Annotated in this window: 20 protein-coding genes; 11 read left to right on the top strand and 9 right to left on the bottom strand. The window is 71.8% G+C overall.

Going from position 1 to position 20,179, the window contains the following annotated elements:
- From N801_RS21080 to trxA, 5 genes are all read left to right on the top strand, one after another.
- Window positions 1-922, top strand: a 922-nt coding sequence (locus N801_RS21080) for a hypothetical protein (protein ID WP_035938103.1), incomplete at its 5' end; no start/stop codon positions are given.
- Between the two features lies 1 nt (window position 923).
- Window positions 924-1,487: an RNA polymerase sigma factor SigM gene (gene sigM / locus N801_RS12070; protein ID WP_035938101.1), complete on the top strand. Its 564-nt coding sequence runs from the start codon at window positions 924-926 to the stop codon at window positions 1,485-1,487.
- Window positions 1,488-1,578: 91 nt separating this feature from the next.
- Window positions 1,579-2,328, top strand: a complete 750-nt coding sequence (locus tag N801_RS12065; RefSeq protein WP_169744265.1) for an RsmA family anti-sigma factor — start codon at window positions 1,579-1,581, stop codon at window positions 2,326-2,328.
- A gap of 100 nt (window positions 2,329-2,428) precedes the next feature.
- Complete coding sequence (gene trxB / locus N801_RS12060; RefSeq protein WP_052112930.1) at window positions 2,429-3,463, top strand: thioredoxin-disulfide reductase; 1,035 nt, start codon at window positions 2,429-2,431, stop codon at window positions 3,461-3,463.
- A gap of 77 nt (window positions 3,464-3,540) precedes the next feature.
- The gene (gene trxA / locus N801_RS12055) at window positions 3,541-3,867 is read left to right on the top strand and encodes a thioredoxin (protein WP_035938097.1); all 327 of its coding nucleotides are present in this window, start codon (window positions 3,541-3,543) and stop codon (window positions 3,865-3,867) included.
- 246 nt (window positions 3,868-4,113) lie between these two features.
- Here the strand turns inward: trxA and N801_RS12050 are convergent, their stop codons facing one another.
- From N801_RS12050 to rpmH, 8 genes are all read right to left on the bottom strand, one after another.
- Entirely contained in the window at window positions 4,114-5,250 is a 1,137-nt protein-coding gene (locus N801_RS12050; protein ID WP_035938095.1) for a ParB/RepB/Spo0J family partition protein, read from the bottom strand.
- Window positions 5,247-6,266: a ParA family protein gene (locus N801_RS12045; protein WP_439330537.1), complete on the bottom strand. Its 1,020-nt coding sequence runs from the start codon at window positions 6,264-6,266 to the stop codon at window positions 5,247-5,249. Before N801_RS12045 ends, N801_RS12050 begins: the two co-directional genes overlap by 4 nt.
- 507 nt (window positions 6,267-6,773) lie before the next feature.
- Window positions 6,774-7,445, bottom strand: coding sequence for a 16S rRNA (guanine(527)-N(7))-methyltransferase RsmG (gene rsmG, locus N801_RS12040; RefSeq protein ID WP_245618417.1), 672 nt, complete (start codon window positions 7,443-7,445; stop codon window positions 6,774-6,776).
- 80 nt (window positions 7,446-7,525) lie between these two features.
- Window positions 7,526-8,218 carry a Jag family protein gene (locus tag N801_RS12035; protein WP_035938092.1) on the bottom strand — a complete coding sequence of 231 codons (693 nt, stop codon included), beginning with the start codon at window positions 8,216-8,218 and terminating at the stop codon, window positions 7,526-7,528.
- A 91-nt stretch (window positions 8,219-8,309) separates the two neighbouring features.
- The gene (gene yidC, locus N801_RS12030; protein ID WP_084108832.1) at window positions 8,310-9,479 is read right to left on the bottom strand and encodes a membrane protein insertase YidC; all 1,170 of its coding nucleotides are present in this window, start codon (window positions 9,477-9,479) and stop codon (window positions 8,310-8,312) included.
- A 66-nt stretch (window positions 9,480-9,545) separates the two neighbouring features.
- Complete coding sequence (yidD, locus tag N801_RS12025; RefSeq protein WP_035938090.1) at window positions 9,546-9,839, bottom strand: membrane protein insertion efficiency factor YidD; 294 nt, start codon at window positions 9,837-9,839, stop codon at window positions 9,546-9,548.
- Entirely contained in the window at window positions 9,836-10,201 is a 366-nt protein-coding gene (rnpA, locus tag N801_RS12020) for a ribonuclease P protein component (RefSeq protein ID WP_035938088.1), read from the bottom strand. Before rnpA ends, yidD begins: the two co-directional genes overlap by 4 nt.
- 7 nt (window positions 10,202-10,208) lie before the next feature.
- Window positions 10,209-10,346, bottom strand: coding sequence for a 50S ribosomal protein L34 (gene rpmH, locus N801_RS12015; RefSeq protein ID WP_035938086.1), 138 nt, complete (start codon window positions 10,344-10,346; stop codon window positions 10,209-10,211).
- 396 nt (window positions 10,347-10,742) lie between these two features.
- Here rpmH and dnaA point away from each other — a divergent pair, with 396 nt between their 5' ends.
- The 5 genes from dnaA (at window position 10,743) to N801_RS11990 (ending at window position 16,946) form a co-directional block, all read left to right on the top strand.
- Window positions 10,743-12,266, top strand: coding sequence for a chromosomal replication initiator protein DnaA (gene dnaA, locus N801_RS12010; RefSeq protein ID WP_035938084.1), 1,524 nt, complete (start codon window positions 10,743-10,745; stop codon window positions 12,264-12,266).
- A gap of 615 nt (window positions 12,267-12,881) precedes the next feature.
- A complete protein-coding gene (gene dnaN / locus N801_RS12005; RefSeq protein WP_035938082.1) occupies window positions 12,882-14,015 on the top strand; it encodes a DNA polymerase III subunit beta in 1,134 nt (377 codons plus the stop codon).
- Window positions 14,016-14,076: 61 nt separating this feature from the next.
- Window positions 14,077-15,189, top strand: a complete 1,113-nt coding sequence (gene gnd / locus N801_RS12000; protein WP_035938079.1) for a phosphogluconate dehydrogenase (NAD(+)-dependent, decarboxylating) — start codon at window positions 14,077-14,079, stop codon at window positions 15,187-15,189.
- Between the two features lie 7 nt (window positions 15,190-15,196).
- Window positions 15,197-16,393 (top strand): DNA replication/repair protein RecF, encoded by a 1,197-nt coding sequence (gene recF, locus N801_RS11995; protein WP_035938076.1) that lies wholly within the window; start codon window positions 15,197-15,199, stop codon window positions 16,391-16,393.
- On the top strand, window positions 16,386-16,946 hold the full coding sequence (locus N801_RS11990; RefSeq protein WP_035938074.1) for a DciA family protein: 561 nt from the start codon (window positions 16,386-16,388) through the stop codon (window positions 16,944-16,946). The genes recF and N801_RS11990 overlap by 8 nt, the downstream gene beginning before the upstream one ends.
- 14 nt (window positions 16,947-16,960) lie before the next feature.
- Here N801_RS11990 and N801_RS11985 read toward each other — a convergent pair whose 3' ends face one another.
- Window positions 16,961-18,523 carry a hypothetical protein gene (locus tag N801_RS11985; RefSeq protein WP_035938071.1) on the bottom strand — a complete coding sequence of 521 codons (1,563 nt, stop codon included), beginning with the start codon at window positions 18,521-18,523 and terminating at the stop codon, window positions 16,961-16,963.
- Between the two features lie 157 nt (window positions 18,524-18,680).
- On the opposite strand from N801_RS11985, the gene N801_RS11980 reads away from it, so the two are divergent.
- Window positions 18,681-20,150 (top strand): protealysin inhibitor emfourin, encoded by a 1,470-nt coding sequence (locus N801_RS11980; protein WP_052112929.1) that lies wholly within the window; start codon window positions 18,681-18,683, stop codon window positions 20,148-20,150.
- The last annotated feature ends 29 nt before the right edge of the window (window positions 20,151-20,179 follow it).

Raw genomic sequence — 20,179 nt, 5'->3', positions numbered from 1 at the left:
GGAGGGCGCTGCGGCGGCAGCCGCCGCGACCGGGGCGGCGCTGGCCGGCGCGAGCTCGGTCGTCGCCGGAGCCGTCAACCGGGCCGGAACCAAGGTCGGGACGCTCGGACGCCAGGTCGGCGAGCGCGCCGCCGAGAAGGCCGCGGAGCGTCGCGAGTTCCGCGAGCGGATCACCGCCCCCAACGCCCCGGGACTGGCCACCGACGGAGACCGCGTCCGCCCCGGCACCGGCCGAGACACCCACCTCGAGGCACCGGCTCCCCTGGTCCCCGCCCAGCCGCTCAACCGGCGCGAGTCCCGGCTCGCACTCGGCATCGTCGCAGCCTTCCTCGTCTTCGCGCTCGTCATCGGCATCCGCGGTGTCATGCAGATCGGCTCCAACACCGACCTCGACTTCGGCGGGGTCCCCGGCAGCTCGGCCGGCTCCCCCTCCGCCCGCCCCTCGGCGAGCAGCGGCGGGCCCACGGCGAGCGCCAGCGCGACCACCGGTGAGGCCCTCCAGATCCTCGCGGCCGACGGCTTCGACCCCGAGGGCGACGGCAAGGAGAACGGCACCCGTGCCCCGCGCGTCTTCGACGGCGACCGGTCGACGGCCTGGCAGTCGGAGGGCTACGGCTCGGCGCGCCTCGGCGGCCTCAAGAGCGGAGTCGGCGTGAGCGTCGACCTCGGGCCCAACGTCGCCGCCCGCACGATCAGCCTCACGCTGGGCCTGCGCGCCGACGTCGAGGTCTACGTCAGCGGCGAGCGCTCGCTCGAGGGCGCCACGAAGGTCGGCGCCAAGCCGGGAGCCGACGGCACCGTGTCCTTCCCGGTGCCCGCCGGCACGATCGGTCAGTACGTCATCGTCTGGTTCACGAGCCTCACCCGCGACGACGGCGGTCGCTTCCGCGCCATCCTCGGCGAGGTCGAGGTCAAGAACTGACATGGACGGGCTGGAGGACGCCCCCGACCGCGACCTCATGGCCCGCCACGTCGCCGGGGACCCCGACGCGTTCGGGGAGATCTTCCGCCGTCACCGCGACCGGCTCTGGGCGGTGGCCGTGCGCACGACCGGCGACCGGGAGCTCGCCGCGGACGGCGTCCAGGACGGCTTCGTCAACGCGTTCCGCCGGGCGGAGTCCTACCGCGGCGACGCCGCCGTCTCCACGTGGCTGCACCGGATCGTCGTCAACGCCTGCCTCGACCGGCTGCGCCGCGAACGCGACGTGCTGCGCCGGGCCGGGGACGCCGCCGACCTCGACATCGCCGACACGCACGACCGGCACGACGAGGCCGAGACCGGGATGGACGTCCGCGCGGCACTCGCTCGGCTCCCCGAGCACCAGCGGCTCGCCCTCGTGCTCGTCGACATGCACGGTATGCCGGTGAGCGAGGCCGCGCAGACGCTCGGTGTCGCCGAGGGCACGGTGAAGTCCCGGTGCGCCCGGGGCCGGGCCGCGCTGGCGGAGCTGCTCGGCGCGACACGGGAACCCGAGGTGCGCCCGTGACGTCCTACTCACGACATCGCTCGGCTTGCCGCTGCGAGCGCGCGAGACCGGTGGACCGACCAGGGACGGGAACGAGGAGAGGGTGGTGAGCGTGCGCGACGACGAGCCGGACCCCACGGGCATGCGCGACCTGCTGCGCTCGATGCCCGACCCCGGGCCGATGCCGGACGACCTCGTGGCCCGGATCCACGCCTCCCTGTCCGACCTCGGTCCGCTCGACGTCGAGCCCGCGGCGCCGGGCTCGGCCGGCGTTCCACGTGAAACCAGTGGCCGGGATCGCGGCTCCTGGCTGGCCCGGCACGGAGGCAAGCTCGCCGTGGCGGCCGTCCTCGTCATCGGTGGTGGCGTCCTCGCCGACGACCTGCTCGGCATGGGAGCGGGGGCGGGCGACACCGCGAGCGAGTCGACTGCCGGGGGCAGTGGTGAGGAGCAGGGGGCCGCAGGAGCCGACTCCGGCCAGGAACGCGACACCTCGGGGGTGGTGACGCTGCCCGGTCCGGTCGTCGTGCGGCTCTCGGAGCGCGACTACTCCTCGACGAGCCTGTCGACCGAGGTGGCAGCCCGGATCATCGGCCCGGAGGTGAGCCCCCAGACCGGCCCCCTCACCGCGGAGTCCCCCGCCATCGGTCCGATCGGGAGCGAGCTCGGGGTCCGCTCGTGCCTCGAGGCGCTCGGCCTGCCGCGTGACACGGCGGCCGACGTCGAGCTCGCCCGCGTCGACGGCGCGCCTGCGGCGGTGCTCGTCGTGACCGTCGAGGGTGAGCGGACGGCATACGCCGTGCGCCGTGAGTGCACCACCGGCAACCCGTCACTGCTCGCCGGCCCGGTCCCCCTGTCCTGACCGCGGGTCGGGCTGCGGGTCGGGAACACCGAGCGCCTAGGATCGGTTGGACCAGACCACCGTATGTAGCGGTGATCCTCCATGAAAGACACAAGGGACGGTGTTCGTGAGCTCCTCCGCCGACGCGACTGCGATCGCGACCGACGACCAGGACGTCCGCAACGTCATCATCATCGGCTCCGGCCCGGCCGGCTACACCGCGGCGGTGTATGCCGCTCGCGCCAACCTCCAGCCCGTGCTCTTCGAGGGCGCGGTCACCGCCGGTGGCGCCCTGATGAACACGACCGAGGTCGAGAACTTCCCCGGCTTCCGTGACGGCATCATGGGTCCGGACCTCATGGACGAGATGCGCGCGCAGGCCGAGCGCTTCGGGACCGAGATCATCACCGACGACATCGAGTCGGTCTCGCTCGAGGGTGAGTTCAAGACCGTCGTCGACGGGGAGGGCCGCACCTGGCGCACCCGGTCGGTCATCCTCGCCATGGGCTCCGCCTACCGCGAGCTCGGGCTCCCCGACGAGAAGCGCCTGTCCGGCCACGGCGTCTCGTGGTGCGCGACCTGCGACGGCTTCTTCTTCCGCGACCAGGACATCGCCGTCATCGGTGGCGGCGACTCGGCCGTCGAGGAGGCCACCTTCCTCACCAAGTTCGCCCGGACCGTGACGATCGTGCACCGTCGCGACGAGCTGCGCGCCTCCAAGATCATGGCCGAGCGCGCCCTCGCCAACGACAAGATCCGCTTCGCGTGGAACAGCGAGGTCGCCGCCATCCACGGCGGCGACAAGCTCTCGGGCATCACCCTGCGCGACATCCAGACGGGTGCGACGAGCGAGCTCGACGTCACCGGCCTCTTCATCGCCATCGGGCACGACCCGCGCAACGAGCTGCTCCAGACCACCGACGACGTCGACCGCGTTGCTCTCGATGCCGAGGGCTACGTCCTCGTCGAGGGCCGTTCGACGCGCACCAACCTCCCCGGTGTCTTCGCCTGCGGTGACCTCGTGGACCACACCTACCGTCAGGCGATCACCGCTGCCGGCTCCGGCTGTGCCGCCGCCCTCGACGCCGAGCGGTTCCTCGCCGCCTCCGAGCACGCCGGCGCCCCCGCTCCCGACGCCGCTCTCATCGCGCCCTGACCCGGCCACCGACCCCCACTGACCTCCACCCACCCCCTGAACCCCTGAACCGCGACAACCCAGGAAGGACCCCCGCCATGGGAGCCACCCGCACCACCGACGACGCGTCGTTCGACGCCGACGTCATCAAGAACACCAAGGTCACCCTCGTCGACTTCTGGGCGCCCTGGTGCGGCCCGTGCAAGGCGATCGCCCCCGTCCTCGAGGAGATCGCGCGTGACCACGCCGACACCCTCGACGTCGTGAAGCTCAACACCGACGAGAACCCCGCCATCACCGGCAAGCTCGGCATCACCTCGATCCCGACGATGCACGTCTACAAGGACGGCGAGATCGTCAAGACGATCGTCGGCGCCATGCCGAAGCCGAAGCTCCTCCGCGAGCTCGAGCCCTTCCTCACCTGACGAGACCCAGAAACGACGAAGCCCCCGGTTCCGGCCGGGGGCTTCGCTGTTTCCAGGACCGTTGTGCCACAACGTTATTCAGGATTCAGCACGTTGTTGCCGCACCTCCGGGATCATGCCCGTTCGCCGCAGTCCCATCCGCGCTGCGCGCGCTGAGCGCGCTCCGCGCTCCCGCCAGGCCCAGCCAGCGGCGAACGGGCACGATCCCTGCGGCGCAGGTCGGCGCCCGGCGCACCTGGTCGTGATTCAGGCGGAGTCCCGAAGGTGCATCGCGTCGAGGATGCGGTTGAGGTCGTCGACGGAGGCGAAGTCGATGGTGACCTTGCCGCGGGACTTGCCCAGGGTGATGCCGACCCGGGTCTCGAGGCGGTCGGACAGCCCGGCGGCGATGTCGTCGAGCTGCGGGTGGCGTCCGCCGGCGCGCGGTCGGCGTCGTGCGGGCTTCTCGTCCTCGACGCCGAGCGAGACGATCTCCTCGACGGAGCGGACGGAGAGACCCTCGGCGACGATGCGCTGGGCGAGGCGCTCCATGGCGGCACCGTCCCCGACGCCGAGCAGGGCGCGGGCGTGGCCGGCGGACAGGACGCCGGCGGCGACGCGGCGGGCGACCATCGGGGGCAGCTTGAGGAGGCGCAGGGTGTTGCTGATCTGCGGGCGCGAGCGGCCGATCCGGGTCGCGAGCTCCTCCTGGGTGCAGCCGAAGTCGTCGAGGAGCTGCTGGTAGGCGGCCGCCTCCTCGAGGGCGTTGAGCTGGCTGCGGTGGAGGTTCTCGAGGAGGGCGTCCCGGAGGAGGGCGTCGTCCTCGGTGGCCTTGATGATCGTGGGGACCGTCGTGTTGCCGGCCTCGCGGCTGGCCCGCCAGCGGCGCTCGCCCATGATGAGCTCGAACTGCACGCCCTCGGGGACGTCGGTGGCGTCCTCGGGGACGCGGCGCACGACGATCGGCTGGAGCACGCCGATCTCGCGGATGCTGTGGACGAGCTCGGCGAGGTCGTCCTCGTCGAAGACGGTGCGCGGCTGGCGGGGGTTGGGGCGGATGGCGTCGACGGGCACGTCGGCGAACTGGGCGCCGGGCACAGCGACGAGCTCGGGTCCGTCCGGGGTGTTGCGTGCCGGCTCCTCGGCGGACGTCGAGGAGTGCCCGTTCTCCCCGCTGACCTGCGACGATGTCGGGTCGGAGCCGTTCGGGCGGGTGTGCTCGGCGGGCGGGTTGGTCGGCTCGGACCCGCCGGCGCCGGGGCGCTCGAGGGTCTCGAGCGGCGACGTCACGTCGGGTCGCTCCTTGAAGAACACGTCGGTGGGACGGGTCGCACCGACCCCGGCGCCGCCCGGGGGGATGAGCGCTCCCAGGCCTCGACCCAGGGCACGTCGCTTGTCACTCATGAGCGCTCCTCGTTCTTCTCCGCGGCATTCTGCGCCGCAATCTCGGACGCGGCCTCGAGGTACGAGAGGGCGCCACTGCTGTTGGGGTCGTAGGTCATCACGGTCTCTCCGTGGCTGGGTGCCTCCGAGATGCGCACCGAACGCGGCACGGTCGCCTTGAGCGTCTGGTCCGGGAAGTGGCTGCGGACCTCGTCGGCCACCTGCGCCGACAGCCGGGTCCGGCCGTCGTACATCGTCAGCAGGATCGTCGACACGTGCAGCGTCGGGTTGAGGTGGTCGCGGATGAGCTCGATGTTCTTGAGCAGCTGCGAGAGCCCCTCCAGCGCGTAGTACTCGCACTGGATGGGGATGAAGACCTCGCTCGCGGCGACGAAGGCGTTGACGGTGAGCAGACCCAGGCTGGGCGGGCAGTCGATGAACACGTAGTCCAGCGCCTCGCCACGCTCGGTGAGCTCGGCGACGTACGCGCGGACGGCCTTGCCCAGTCGCGTCTCGCGGGCGACGAGCGAGACGAGCTCGATCTCCGCTCCGGCGAGGTCGATCGTGGCCGGGGCGCACCACAGGCCGTGGATGTCCGGGGACGCCTGGACGACCGTGCTCAACGGGTCGCCGTCGACGAGGACGTCGTAGATGCTCGGCACCTCGGCATGGTGGGGGATGCCCAGAGCCGTGCTGGCGTTGCCCTGCGGGTCGAGGTCGATGACGAGCACGGTGGCGCCGGCCTGGGCGAGCGCGGCGGCGACGTTGACCGTCGTCGTCGTCTTGCCCACCCCACCCTTCTGGTTGGCCACGGTGAGCACGCGGGTCGATGCTGGGCGGGGCAGGTCGCGTCCGGTCAGGCTGATCCGCTTGCGCGTGTCCGCGGCGACCGCCTGGGCGAGCGGGGTGTCGCTGCCCGCGGCGGGTATGCCGGCGAGGTCGTCCTCGTGCGCGTCGCGTGCGACGTTGGCCAGTGCGTCGGCGGCCCGCTCGGCCTCGCTCCCCTCGGCGAGGTCGGTGAGGTCGGTGGCTGGCACCTCGGCGGCAGCTGCGTCGAGGGCAGTGGCACTGTCCGTTTCACGTGAAACATCGTCCTCTGCGACCTCCGCCACAGGAACGTCGGTCGCGGCCGGCGCCGGCTCCACGCGGGCTGCGACGGATGTTTCACGTGAAACGTCGTCACGGACCACCCCGTCGTCGAGGGGCCACCCCAGAGGGGCGGTGGGGCATCCCGGCAGGGCCGGGAAGCCCAGTCCGGGGGTCACGCGGCGTTCGGTCTCGACTGCCATCGTCGCAGATCCACCTCACGGTCGTCGGTCACGGACCCCCATCCAACAGGAGCACCGACCGCCACACCAAAACGCCGCTCCGGCGTGGCCCCGGTTGCGCTGTTGGCGCAATGGTTCACGGGAACGCTCTCGTCGGGCGCTGCCGCGCTCACCCCTCACCGCACCGTTTCACGTGAAACATCCGAGCGGAACCCGACGGCCTGAGACCTCCATGGACTGCTCGCGCCCGGTCCAGCCCGGCCTGCGTCCCAGCGATCAGGTCGTGGGAGGAGCCGGTGTCCCGCGGCGGCCCTTGGACGCCGCCTTCGCAGCGGCCTTGCTCCGGCGGGGACGCGGCTCGAAGGTGAGGTCGAGCGTGATCGTCGGCTCGTCCAGGACCGACTCGCCGTGCTGACGGACCGCCGCATCGACCAGCCCCAGCCTGGTGAGGTCGCGCCGGTCGGCTTCGAGCTCCTCCTGAGCGGAGCGGCCCTTCATGGCGACGAGGGTCCCGCGACCATCGAGCAGGGGGACGCACCAACGCGCCAGCTTGGCGACGCGTGCCACGGCGCGGGCGGTGACCCAGGGTGCGGCGACGACACCGACGAGCTCCTCGGCCCGACCGCGGTGGACCGTGACGTTGGCGAGCCCGAGCTGCGCCACCGTGTCGCTGAGCCAGTCGGTCCGGCGCTGCATCGGCTCGACGAGGTGCACGTCGAGGTCGGGACGGGCGATCGCCAGCGCGATCCCCGGCAGGCCCGCGCCCGACCCGACGTCGACGAGGCGCGCAGAGGCGGGGAACGCGTCCTCGATGACGGCGCAGTTGAGGACGTGCCGCTCCCACAGCCGGGGGACCTCGCGCGGACCGATGAGCCCGTGGCTCACCCCGGTGTCCGCGAGGATCGCCACGAACCGGTCCGCGAGCGGCGCGCGGTCCCCGAACACCACAGCCGCACCCGAAGGTGCGGCTGGAGGTGTGGCGGGGGCGTCGTCCTGCTCGCCACTCACCGTTTCACGTGAAACATTGCTCACGCGGGTAGGACGACGACATGCCGACGGGGCTCGACGCCCTCGGACTCGGACACGAGACCGGCGGCGAGGACCTCGTCGTGGACGACCTTGCGCTCGAACGCGGTCATCGGCTCGAGCGCGGTCTTCTCGCCGGACTGCCGCACGGCCTCGATGGCGTCCTTCGCGACCTCGACCAGCTCGGCACGACGTCCGGCGCGGTGGCCGGCGACGTCGAGCATGAGCCGGCTGCGGTGGCCGGTGGCCGACTGCACCGCGAGCCGGGTCAGCTCCTGGAGCGCGTCGAGGACCTTGGCGTTCTCGCCGACGAGGCGCCGGGGGACGCGACCGTCCTCGGAGTCGACGATGGCCACGGCCGCGCGGTCGCCGTCGATGTCGACGTCGATGTCCCCGTCGAGGTCGCAGATGTCGAGGAGGTTCTCGAGGAAGTCGGCGGCGACCTCCCCCTCCTTCTCGAGGTCGGCCGGCGCGCTGGGCTCGGACGAGCCCTCGGCGGTGTCGCCCGCCCCGGCACCGTCGCCGTCCGCCTCGTCGGTCGACGCGAGGGCCTCCTCGCCGCTGACGACGTCCTCGGTGTCCGTGCCGACCGAGTCAGTGGTCTCGGTCGGGGTCGGGGACGCGGTGCTCTCGTCGGCGGAGTCGCTCGACTCCTCCTGCTCGGCCAGGTCGTGCGGGGTGCTGGTGTCGCTCATCGGGTGGTTCCTCTCATGGCGGCGAACGCCGTGGTTCGCCGGTCCGGAGCCGCATCGTCGCAGGTCAGAGACCTGATGCGGCCGTGGGTGGTCACTTCTCGGTCTGGGCGGCCTTGCCTGGTCGTGCGCTCTTGCCGGTCCGGGCCGACTTGGCGGTGCCGGCCGCCTTGGCGGGCCGCGGAGCCTTGTCGAGCCCCGGGGCCCGGTCGGCCGGAGTGGGCTGGTCACCCGTCGTGGGCGCATCACCGGGCGGGGCCGTGGGTCCCTGCACCGGCTTGTCGGTGGCGGCGCCCGCCGGACCCTTCTTCTTGGCCCGCTTCTTGCCCTTGGGCTGGACCCGCTGGCGGGTGCGCTCCGCGGCGGCCTCGGCCTCGGCCGCCTCGGCGGCCTTGCGCTCGGCCTCGCCGGGGATCGGCTTCCCCCGCTTGGCGAGCCGTTCGTGCAGGGCCTTCTCGGCCGCCGACCCCGGGGCCGGCATCTTCCGGATGACGTAGAACTGCTGGACCATCGACCACAGGTTGGTGGTGAACCAGTAGAGGAGGACACCGATCGGGAAGTTGATGCCGGAGACCGCGAAGACGACCGGCATGACGTACATGATGAGCTTCTGCTGCTTCGCGAACGGGTTGTCCAGCGCCGACGCCGGCATGTTCTTCGTCATCAGCTGGCGCTGCGTCGTGAACGTCGTCGCCGACATGAGGATGATGAGGATGACCGTGACGATGTACGTCGCCGTGTTGTCGGCACTGAGGAAGGTGTCGGACAGCTGCGCGCCGAAGAGCGTCGCGGACTCGGCCTGGCCGGCCACCTGCTGGGTGATCGGCCCGATCGGCTCGTTGTCACCGGTGGAGATCTTCTCGAGGCCGTTGAGGACGCGGAAGAGACCGAAGAAGAACGGCGACTGCACGAGGATCGGCAGGCACGAGGAGAACGGGTTGGTGCCCTCCTTGCGGTAGAGCGCCATCGTCTCCTGGGTCATCGCCTGGCGGGACTCGGGGTCGCTCTTGCCCTTGTACTTCTTCTGGATCTTCTGCAGCTCGGGCTGGATCATCTGCATCTTGCGCGACGCGTTGATCTGCTTGACGAACAGCGGGATCATGGCGGCCCGCATGACGATGACGAGGCCGATGATCGACAGGCCCCAGGCCAGGCCCGACGCCGGGTCGAGGCCGATCGACGTGAACGCCTGGTGGAACCCGTACATGATCCACGCGACGAGGAGCTCGATCGGGCGGAGCAGGGTGTTGAAGAAGTCTCCCATGCTGTCCTTCGGTTGTTCCGGCGTCTCCGCCGGGGTGGGCCCACACAGTGCTGCGGTGCGCGTGGGTCAGGTGGTGGTCTCGTGGGGGATGTGGCGCGCGACGAGCTCCTCGTCGCTGGGCTGACCCGGCAGCGGGGGGACGTGGTCGACACCGCCGGGGGTCCAGGGGTGACACCTGCCCAACCGACCGATCGTGAGCCAGGTTCCGCGGAACAGGCCGTGCCGGCTGAGGGCCGTCACGGCATACGCGGAGCAGGAGGGGTAGTAGCGGCAGGTGGCCGGGGTCAGCGGCGAGAGGACGAGCTGGTAGGCGCGCACGAGCCACACGAGCGGCTTGGCAGCGACCTGACCGAACGTCATCTGGCGACCTCGAGTCGGCGAATCACCTTGTGCAGCAACGGTTTCAGGTCATCGGAGAGCTCCGCGAACGTCGCCTGGGCGGCAGCCGGCTGGGCACGCACGACGACGTCGGCACCACGCGGTATGCCGTCCAGCTCGGTCGCGACCGCGGCGCGCAGCCGGCGCTTGGTCCGGTTGCGGACGACCGCGTTGCCGACCCCCTTGGACACGACGAAACCGACCCGCGGCGGGAGTCCCGCACGAGAGTCGGTCACGTTGGCGTGCACCACGAGGATCCTCGATCCGGCTCGTGTCGCACCGGGGGCACGGATGGCCGTCGCGAAGTCCGATCGCTCTCGCAGTCGGTTCGGCGCCGGCAGCACCGGGGCCTCAGGCGGAGAGCTCGGAGCGACCCTTGCGGCGACGGGCACCGAGGATGGCGCGGCCGGCGCGGGTGCGCATCCGCAGGCGGAAGCCGTGGGTCTTGGCCCGGCGGCGGTTGTTGGGCTGGAACGTACGCTTGCTCACGGTGAACTCTTCTCACGGGACGGACCCATACGGCACGGGTCCTGCATGGTCGGGGCAGTCTGGTGGTGCTGGCTCAGTGGCTGTGGGCAGGCGTCAGTGGCCGCACCAACAGGCCATGCCACGGTACGGGAGGGGGCCCGTACGGGTCAAACTCGGGTCGCCGCGCGCCGTGGTGCAGGACAACCGCCTATGCTCTCACCTCACCGTGCGCAGGTCCGAGCGCGACACGCCGTGGCCGACGGACACACCGGTCTCGAGGGCGCCACGGGTTGCCGCACCGTCGCCCCCTTGTTAGCGTCACCCGGCATACCCACAGTCTGTGGACAACTCTGTGGACATCTCCAGGCACGCACGACAACGAGCAGAAGGAAGAGTGGTCAGGTGCCGGACGTGGGGATGGACCAGATCTGGCGAACGACGCTGGACGCCCTCGACTCGGACGGCATCCCCGTGCAGCAGCGGGCCTTCCTCTCGCTGGCCAGGCTCGTCGGCCTGCTCGACGAGACCGCGCTCATCGCCGTCCCCAACGACTTCACCAAGGACATCGTCGAGACGCGCCTGCGCGACCGGGTCACGGAGACCCTGAGCAGCCAGCTCGGCCACACGGTGCGCCTCGCGGTCACCGTCGACTCCTCGCTCGGCGACGTCCCCGTCCTGGACCCCCCGGCCGACGCCCCCTCGGGCTCGACGACCACCGAGCCGCGCCCCGCGGCGGGCACCGAGGGCGACGGGCGCCATGCCGAGCGTCGTGCCGAGCTCGACGGGATCGCCCTGGTCGAGGACGACGACGACGGCGACTCCTCGCGCACCGGACGGTCGGTCGCGCACACCCGCTCCCCGGGAGCCCTGCGCCCCCGGCCGGGGGTCACGGTCCCCGAGCAGGTCGAGCTGACCCGGCTCAACCCGAAGTACACCTTCGACACCTTCGTCATCGGCGCGAGCAACCGGTTCGCCAACGCGGCCGCCCTCGCCGTCGCCGAGACGCCGGCCAAGGCCTACAACCCGCTCTTCATCTACGGCGAGTCTGGTCTGGGCAAGACCCACCTGCTGCACGCGATCGGGCACTACGCCCGCAACCTCTTCCCGCACGTCAAGGTGCGCTACGTGAACTCCGAGGAGTTCACCAACGACTTCATCAACAGCATCCGTGACGACAAGGCGGCCAACTTCCAGCGCCGCTACCGCGACGTCGACGTGCTGCTCATCGACGACATCCAGTTCCTCCAGGGCAAGGTGCAGACGCAGGAGGAGTTCTTCCACACGTTCAACACCCTGCACAACGCCAACAAGCAGGTCGTCATCACCAGCGACCTGCCCCCCAAGCTGCTCAGCGGCTTCGAGGAGCGGATGCGCAGCCGCTTCGAGTGGGGCCTCATGACCGACGTGCAGCCTCCCGACCTCGAGACCCGCATCGCGATCCTGCGCAAGAAGGCCGCCCAGGAGAAGCTCAGCGTCCCCGACGACGTCCTCGAGTTCATCGCCTCGCGGATCAGCACGAACATCCGCGAGCTCGAGGGTGCCCTCATCCGGGTCACCGCGTTCGCGAGCCTCAACCGGCAGCCGGTCGACATCTCCCTCGCCGAGATCGTCCTCAAGGACCTCATCCCGCACGACAGCTCGAGCCAGATCACGAGCGCGACGATCATGGCGCAGACGGCCGCGTACTTCGGGCTCACCCTCGAGGACCTCCAGGGGCAGTCCCGCTCCCGCGTGCTCGTCACGGCCCGGCAGATCGCCATGTACCTGTGCCGTGAGCTCACCGACCTCTCCCTCCCCAAGATCGGGCAGCAGTTCGGCGGCCGCGACCACACGACGGTGATGCACGCCGACAAGAAGATCCGCCAGCTCATGGCCGAGCGTCGCGCGATCTACAACCAGGTCACCGAGCTGACGAACCGGATCAAGCAGCAGTCCCGCTGACGGGCCCGGGTGTCGGTCCACCCGCCGTCCACAGGTTCATCCACAGCTGTGGGGTCTCCGTCATCTCCCCGACACCTCCCGGCCGCGTGCCGGACGTCCCGACGCGAGCGGGGCGCGTCCTCGTGCCCCCGTCCACGGGCTGTGCACAAGTCTGTGGACAACGGCGCATCCCCGCACCCTGGACAAACCCTTCATCCCCATGAGCCTGTGGATGACTGTGGACAACCCCCCTCCGCGACGTGGACGGGGCGGGACGTTCCGGTGGACGCGAGCGGACGGCATACGCGTCGTCAACAGGTGACCGCCCTCGCTCCACACGCGGTCCACCGCTCGTCCACCGGGGCGTTGTGGGCCTGGCCTGCACGGACACCGGGTTGTCCACAGGATCCACACCTCCTACAACTGTGACGAGATCTCCCTCTCTCCTGTCCTGCCCCGATGACCTGCCTGTGGATCCACGCCCCGCCCGGGGCGGGAACGACACCCTCGGGCTCACGTCACCCCCGAGGCCGGCGTGCACTAATGTCATCCTTCCCGTACGCCCGCGCCGTGACCCTGCGTGCGCCAACGCCTGCAGCGTGCCCGCTGCAGCACCACAGTGAAGGTCGGTATGCCGTGAAGTTCCGCGTCGAGCGTGAAGTCCTTGCCGAGGCGGTCACCTGGGTGGCCCGTGGACTTCCTGCGCGTCCGCCCGTCCCCGTGCTCGCCGGCATCCTCATCGAGGCCAGCGAGGAGGGCACCGTGACGCTCTCCGCGTTCGACTACGAGGTCTCCGCCCGGCTCACCGTCCCCGCCGAGGTCAGCGACGCCGGCACCGTGCTCGTCCTGGGCCGGCTGCTCGCCGACATCTCGCGCAACCTGCCCAACAAGCCGGTCGACGTCGAGGTCCACGGCTCGAAGGTCCAGGTCGTCTGCGGCTCGAGCCGCTTCAGCCTGCTGCAGATGCCCTCGGACGACTACCCGACGCTGCCGACCTCGCCGGAGCCCAGCGGCTCCATCGACGGCCACCTCTTCACCCAGGCCGTCGGCCAGGTCGCGATCGCGGCGGACCGCGGCGACACCCTGCCGATCCTCACCGGTGTGCGCGTCGAGATCGAGGGCGACAAGATGACGCTGCTCGCCACCGACCGCTACCGCCTGGCCATGCGCGAGCTCACGTGGAACCCCACCGACAGCGCCGCGAGCCACATCGTGCTCGTCCCGGCCCGCACCCTCTCCGACACCGCGCGCTCGCTGGGCGCCAGCGGCTCGATCGACGTGGCCCTCGGCTCGGCGGCCGGTGGCGACGGGCTCGTCGGCTTCGAGGCCGGCTCCCGCCGCACGACGACGCGCCTGCTCGACGGCGAGTACCCCAAGGTCAGCTCGATCTTCCCGTCGACCTCCGAGACGGAGTCGGTCGTCGCGACCGCCGACCTCGTCGAGGCCGTCAAGCGCGTGGCGCTCGTCGCCGAGCGCAACACCCCCGTCCGGCTGCGCTTCAGCGAGGGCCAGGTCGCCATCGAGGCCGGCACCGGCGAGGACGCCCAGGCGAGCGAGGCCGTCGAGGCCACGCTCACCGGCCCCGACATCGAGGTCGCGTTCAACCCCGGCTTCCTCCTCGACGGCCTCGGCGCCGTCGGCACGGAGTTCAGCCGGCTGTCGTTCACGCAGCCCTCACGGCCGGCGGTCCTCAGCGGCCAGGCCGAGATCGACGGCGAGCCTGACACGAGCTACCGCTACGTCATCATGCCGGTCCGTTTCGCGAGCTGACCGGCGTAGCCTGACCAGCACTGCGCGCACACCACCGTCCGTCACCTGAAGGGGCAGCCACATGCAACTGGGACTCATCGGCCTGGGCAAGATGGGCGGCAACATGCGCGAGCGCATCCGTCGCGCCGGGCACGAGGTCGTCGGCTACGACCGCAACCCGAAGGTCTCGGACGTCAGGACCCTCGCCGCGCTGGTGAAGAAGCTCGAGGCCCCGCGCGTGGTCTGGGTGATGGTCCCCCACGGTGACCCGACCCGCGAGACCGTCGCCAAGCTGGCCGACCTCCTCGACAAGGGTGACCTCGTCATCGACGGCGGCAACAGCCGGTTCACCGACGACATCGAGAACGAGAAGCTGCTCAGGACCAAGGGCATCGGCTACCTCGACTGCGGCGTCTCCGGCGGCATCTGGGGCCTGGACAACGGCTACGGGCTCATGGTCGGCGGCACCAAGGCCAACGTCGCGAGGGCAATGCCCATCTTCGACGCGCTGCGTCCCGAGGGCCCGCGCGACGAGGGCTTCGTCCACGCCGGCGACATCGGCGCCGGCCACTACGTGAAGATGGTCCACAACGGCATCGAGTACGGCCTGATGCACGCCTACGCCGAGGGCTACGAGCTGCTCCAGAAGAAGGACATCGTCAAGGACGTCCCCGGATCGTTCAAGGCGTGGAGCCGCGGCACGGTCGTGCGCTCGTGGCTGCTCGACCTCATGGTCAAGGCGCTCGAGGACAACCCCGACCTCGAGGACGTCTCCGACTACACCGCCGACTCCGGCGAGGGTCGCTGGACCGTCGAGGAGGGCATCGCCCACGCCGTGCCCATGCCCGTCATCTCGGCCTCGCTGTTCGCCCGCTTCGCCTCGCGCCAGCAGTCCTCCCCGACGATGCAGGCCGTCGCGGCCCTGCGCGGCCAGTTCGGCGGCCACCACGTCATGTCGATCGGCGAGGGCGACACCCTGCGCGCCGAGGCGGCAGCCGGGCCCAAGACGGCCGACACCGCCAAGGCCAAGGCGGCTCGCAAGGAGAAGCCGGTCAAGAGCGCCACCAAGGCCGCTGCCAAGGGACGCCAGGCCGCCGCTGCCGGCCCGTCCTCGGGCTCCGGGTCGACGGGGTCGCCCTCCGGCCCGACGTCCGGCACCGCGTCGACGCGGAAGCGCGCCGCCAAGAAGTCCTGAGTCCCGGGTGTACGTCCGACACCTCACGGTCGGTGACTTCCGCAGCTACGCGAGCGCCGAGCTCCCGCTCGAGCCCGGGATCACGACCTTCGTCGGCCTCAACGGGCAGGGCAAGACCAACCTCGTCGAGGCGATCGGCTACCTCGCGTCGCTGAGCAGCCACCGCGTGTCCCACGACGCGCCGCTGGTCCGGTTCGGCGCAGCCCAGGCGATCATCCGCGGCGCGGTCGTGCGTGACGGCCGCGAGTCGATGGTGGAGCTGGAGATCACCCCGGGCCGGGCGAACCGGGCGCGGCTCAACAAGTCGCCGATGACCCGCCCACGGGACGTCCTCGGCCAGGTGCGCACCGTGCTCTTCGCGCCCGAGGACCTCGCGCTCGTCAAGGGCGACCCGTCGGAGCGCCGCCGCTTCCTCGACGACCTGCTCGTGGCCCGCCAGCCGCGCTGGGCCGGGGCCCGGGGCGACTACGACAAGATCCTCAAGCAGCGCAACGCCCTGCTCAAGTCGGCGGCGCCGGTGCTGCGCGGGCGTGGCAAGCAGCGGCGCCCGGTCGAGGGCACCGACGTCGAGAGCGAGCGCGAGGACGCGCTGCGCACGCTCGAGGTCTGGAACGGCCAGCTCGCCGGCGTGGCGGCCCCCCTGCTCTACGCCCGGTTGCGGCTCCTGCGCGACCTGGGACCCCTGCTCGGCAAGGCCTACGACGAGGTGAGCGCGGGCCAGTCCGACGCCCGGGTGAGCTACCGCGCCTCGGTGCGCGAGGAGATGGCCGCCCGGATCGCCGCCGGCGAGGTCCCCGAGATCGCGGAGCTGCACGCCGAGCTGCTCGAGGCCTTCGCCGAGGTGCGGCCGCAGGAGATCGAGCGGGGGGTCACCCTCGTCGGGCCGCACCGCGACGACGTCGTCCTCACCCTCGGCGAGTTCCCGGCCAAGGGCTACGCCAGCCACGGCGAGTCCTGGAGCTTCGCGCTGGGACTCAAGCTCGCGGCATACCACCTGCTCCGGCACGACCTCGGCGACGACCCGGTCCTCATCCTCGACGACGTCTTCGCCGAGCTCGACTCGGGACGCCGCGCGCGGCTCGCCGCGATGGTGGGCGACTGTGAGCAGGTGCTCATCACCGCGGCCGTCGAGGAGGACGTCCCGGTCGAGCTGCGCGGACGCACGTATGCCGTGTCGCTGGGTGAGGTGACCGCGCGTGAGTGACGTGACCGGTCCCGGTGGTGGGCCGGGGCCCGACCCGGACGCCGGGCCGACACCGGAGGACGCGATCGGCGCCCCGGCGGACGCGCTGCTGCGGGCGCGCGCGGCGGCCCGGGCGCGAGGGCTGCGTCCCGGCGTCAAGCCGAAGCGGCGGTTCAAGGACATGCCGGGGGTCGGCGGCGAGAGCCGGCGCGGCGGTCGTGACCCGCAGACGCTCGGCGACGAGCTCGACGCGTTCGTCAGCGAGCGCGGGTGGAAGGTCGACGTCGCCGTCGGCTCGGTCATCGGCCGCTGGCCCTCGATCGTCGGGACGGAGGTCGCGCAGCACTGCCACCCGGTCGAGTTCGTCGACACCGTCCTCACCGTGCGGGCCGACTCGACCGCCTGGGCGACGAACCTGCGGCTCATGGCGAACACCCTCATGGCCTCGCTCGCCCGCGAGGTGGGCGAGGGGACGGTGAGCCAGATCCGGGTCGTCGGACCGTCGGCACCGTCGTGGTCCAAGGGTGCGCGCCGCGTGCAGGACGGCCGCGGGCCGCGCGACACGTACGGCTGAGCCTGCCGCTCTGCCTACTGGTAGGAGATGAAGGAGGGGCGCGGGTCGACCCGGTCCATCGTCTGCTCGACGGTGAGCATCGGCTGGTCCTCGTCCTCGAAGTTCTTCCAGCCGAGCCACACCCCTTCGGGCAGGGTGCGGCGCAACGCGGTCCACGTCTCCTGCTTCGCCCCCTGCGACCCCTGGCCGTCGGCGTGCAGGAGCCACTGGATCTCGTCGAGGGAGGTGTCGAGGCGCTCGCGGTCGCGGATCATCCTCAGGTTGAACTGGTGCAGGGTGAGCACCTTGGGCGGCAGGTCGTGGTCGCGGACGATCCCGGCGAGCCAGGCCCCCACCTCGTTGACCTCCTCGATGCCGACCGAGCCGATCTGGGTGAGGTGCACCTGGTCCGGGCGGAGCCGCCACTCGGGGTCGAGCGCGAGGCCCACCCAGGGGCGCCGGAGCAGCTCCTCGTAGGCCTTGGCCTGGGTGAGGAAGTCGGAGCGGCCGGGCTGGAGGTCGAGCACGACGTAGAGCCCGGCCTCCTCGGCGGCCTCGATCCACGGCAGCAGGGTCGAGATCTTCGTGCGGTTGGAGTAGGAGCCGTCCTGCTGCGACACGGAGGCGACGGTGGCGATGAGCTCGAACGCGGGGACGACGCGCGTGTCGGTGAGCGCGGCGTACTCCTCCGCCAGCTCGGTGGCTCGCTTCACCGCCTCCGCAGGCTTCTGCTCGCCGAGCATCCCCAGCGCGGCGGTGAGCGGGTGGCCGTAGAGCGCGACCATCATCCGGTCCGGGAACGGCAGGAGCCCGCCGCCGGGCAGCTCGGGGGCGTGCGCCGTGGTGCGCACCCGCTGGGCCAGCACGTGGTCCTCACCGAAACCGGCCCCCAGGGCGAGCACCGGGCCGTCCGGGCGGGAGGTCAGGGCCTCACGCGCCGGGGTCGAGGTGCGGACGTCGGTCACGCCGACCTCCACGGGTGGTGAGCCGGCGAGGTGCAGCCAGGGCTCGAGCGCCGGCGGCAGCGGGGTGCCTGCGCGGAGCAGGACCGTCGCCGCCCCCGTCCGCGGTGTCGCCGGGAGGCCGGGCAGGTCCGGGAGGTCGGCCACGGCGGTGCCCTCGACGACCTCGCGGTCACCGAGCTCGTCGGGGCCGGAGGAGGGGGCGGGCGAGCGAGGTGCGCGGGCGGCATACCGGATCACCGTGCGGGTGGCGAGCCGGTCGAGCTCGCCGGCCAGTGCGGGGCCGGCGACGAGGAGGGGGACGCCGAGGTGGAGCGCAGCGGCCACTCCGGCTTCGACCTCGGCGTCCTCGGCCGAGCTGACGACCACCGTGCTGGCGCGGTCGAGCAGGGCGCGGGAGGCGGCAGCGGTCACCTCGTCGAGCTTCGGGCCGGCCGGGTCCACGGCGCCGGCGGTGCCCGGCGGCCTGAACCGGAGCTCGTGGGGCTGGTCCTCGCGCTCGTCGCGCTCGTCGCCGTCCTCGCGGTCCTCCGTGCCGCCCGGCAGCGAGCAGGCGGCGGTGGGTCCCGACGCCAGGACGACGACGGCCGCGGCGGCGGATCGGAGGGCTGCACGGCGGGGCAAGGGGGTGCTCATGCTGGAGTCCTGGGTCGGGAGGCTGGGTCCCACCACCCTGACAGGTCGAAGGGGCACGACACCCCGCTGGGGCGAGCCGCACGCGGCGTGTCGTGACCTCTCGATCTGCCCGAGTCCTCGACGCGCGCCTGTCGGAGGTGGGGGTGAGGATGGGGACATGACGACGCACGAGCCGCAGCACCCCACCAGGGCAGTCCTGGCCGCACCCACCGCGCCCGCGTGGTGCGGGATCGTGCCGCCCTACCTGCTCGAGGCGCTCGCCACCTCGGGTGACCCGCACCTCGAGCAGCACGCCCGCGAGACCCTGCGGATCGACGCGCTCCGCCACGAGCAGCGAGCCCGTGAGCGAGCCCTGCGACCCGAGCCGCGGGTGAGCCGCAGGGCCAACAGGGCGACGTCGGTCGCCCCCAACCGGGTCGTCCACGACGCGGCGGGGGGCACCTCGCTGCCCGGCACGGTGGTGCGCTCCGAGGGCGACCCGGCCAGCGACGACGCCGCGGTCAACGAGGCGTACGACGGGCTCGGCGCGACCTGGGATCTGTGGCACGCGGCATACGGGCGCAACAGCCTCGACGGCAAGGGTCTCGGGCTGCTCGCGACCGTCCACTACGGCACCGACTACGACAACGCGTTCTGGGACGGCACCCAGATGGTCTTCGGCGACGGGGACGGGGAGGTGCTGCTCGGCTTCACCCGCAGCCTCGACGTCATCGGGCACGAGCTCGCGCACGGCGTCACCCAGTACACCTCCGGCCTCGTCTACCAGGACCAGGCAGGCGCGCTCAACGAGCACGTGTCCGACGTCTTCGGCATCCTTGTCAAGCAGCGTGCCCTCGGCCTGAGCGCCGAGCAGTCCGACTGGCTCATCGGCGCCGAGCTGCTCGGACCGACCGTGCAGGGGGTGGCGCTGCGCTCGATGAAGGAGCCGGGCACCGCCTACGACGACCCGCGGCTGGGCCGGGACCCGCAGCCGGGGCACATGCGCGACTTCGTCGTCACCGACGACGACAACGGCGGGGTGCACATCAACTCCGGCATCCCCAACAAGGCCTTCCACCTCGTGGCCACCAGCCTCGGCGGCAACGCCTGGGAGCGTCCGGGCGCGATCTGGTATGCCGCGATCACCGGTGACATCAAGGCGGACTGCGACTTCGAGGCCTTCGCCGCGCTCACCGAGGAGGCGGCCGTCGTGGCGCACGGCGAGGACTCCGCGGAGGTCGAGGCGGTGCGGTCCGCGTGGCGCTCGGTGGGGGTCACCGGCGGCTCCGTCGCGTCAGCGCCAACGGCTGTTCTGGCGACCGATGACGCTGACGTTGACGCGGGCGCGGGCGCGGGCGTGCCGGGAGGGACGGTCGAGGTCCAGGTCCGCCGGACCGGCGGGTTCGCCGGCCTCGTCCGCGAGCGCACCATCAGCCTCGACGAGCTGCCCGACGCCGACGCGTCCGCCTGGCGTTCGCTCCTCGCGGGGCCGACGCCGACGCTGCAGTCGTTCGCCGGAGGGCCGGCCCAGCCGGACCGCTTCTGCTACGGGGTGAGCTGCGATTCGCCTCCGCTCGACGTCACCATCCCCGAACCGTCGCTCCCGGGCGAGGTGCGCAAGCTGTTCGACCGCACCCTCGAGGCCTGATCCCCGACCGGGCCGCGGGCGCCGCGCGG

Source organism: Knoellia aerolata DSM 18566 (genome assembly GCF_000768695.1).
GTDB classification, from domain to species: Bacteria; Actinomycetota; Actinomycetes; order Actinomycetales; family Dermatophilaceae; genus Knoellia; species Knoellia aerolata.
The sequence above is the reverse complement of the archived record's forward strand: the minus strand, read 5'-3'. Positions and strand labels throughout refer to the sequence as shown.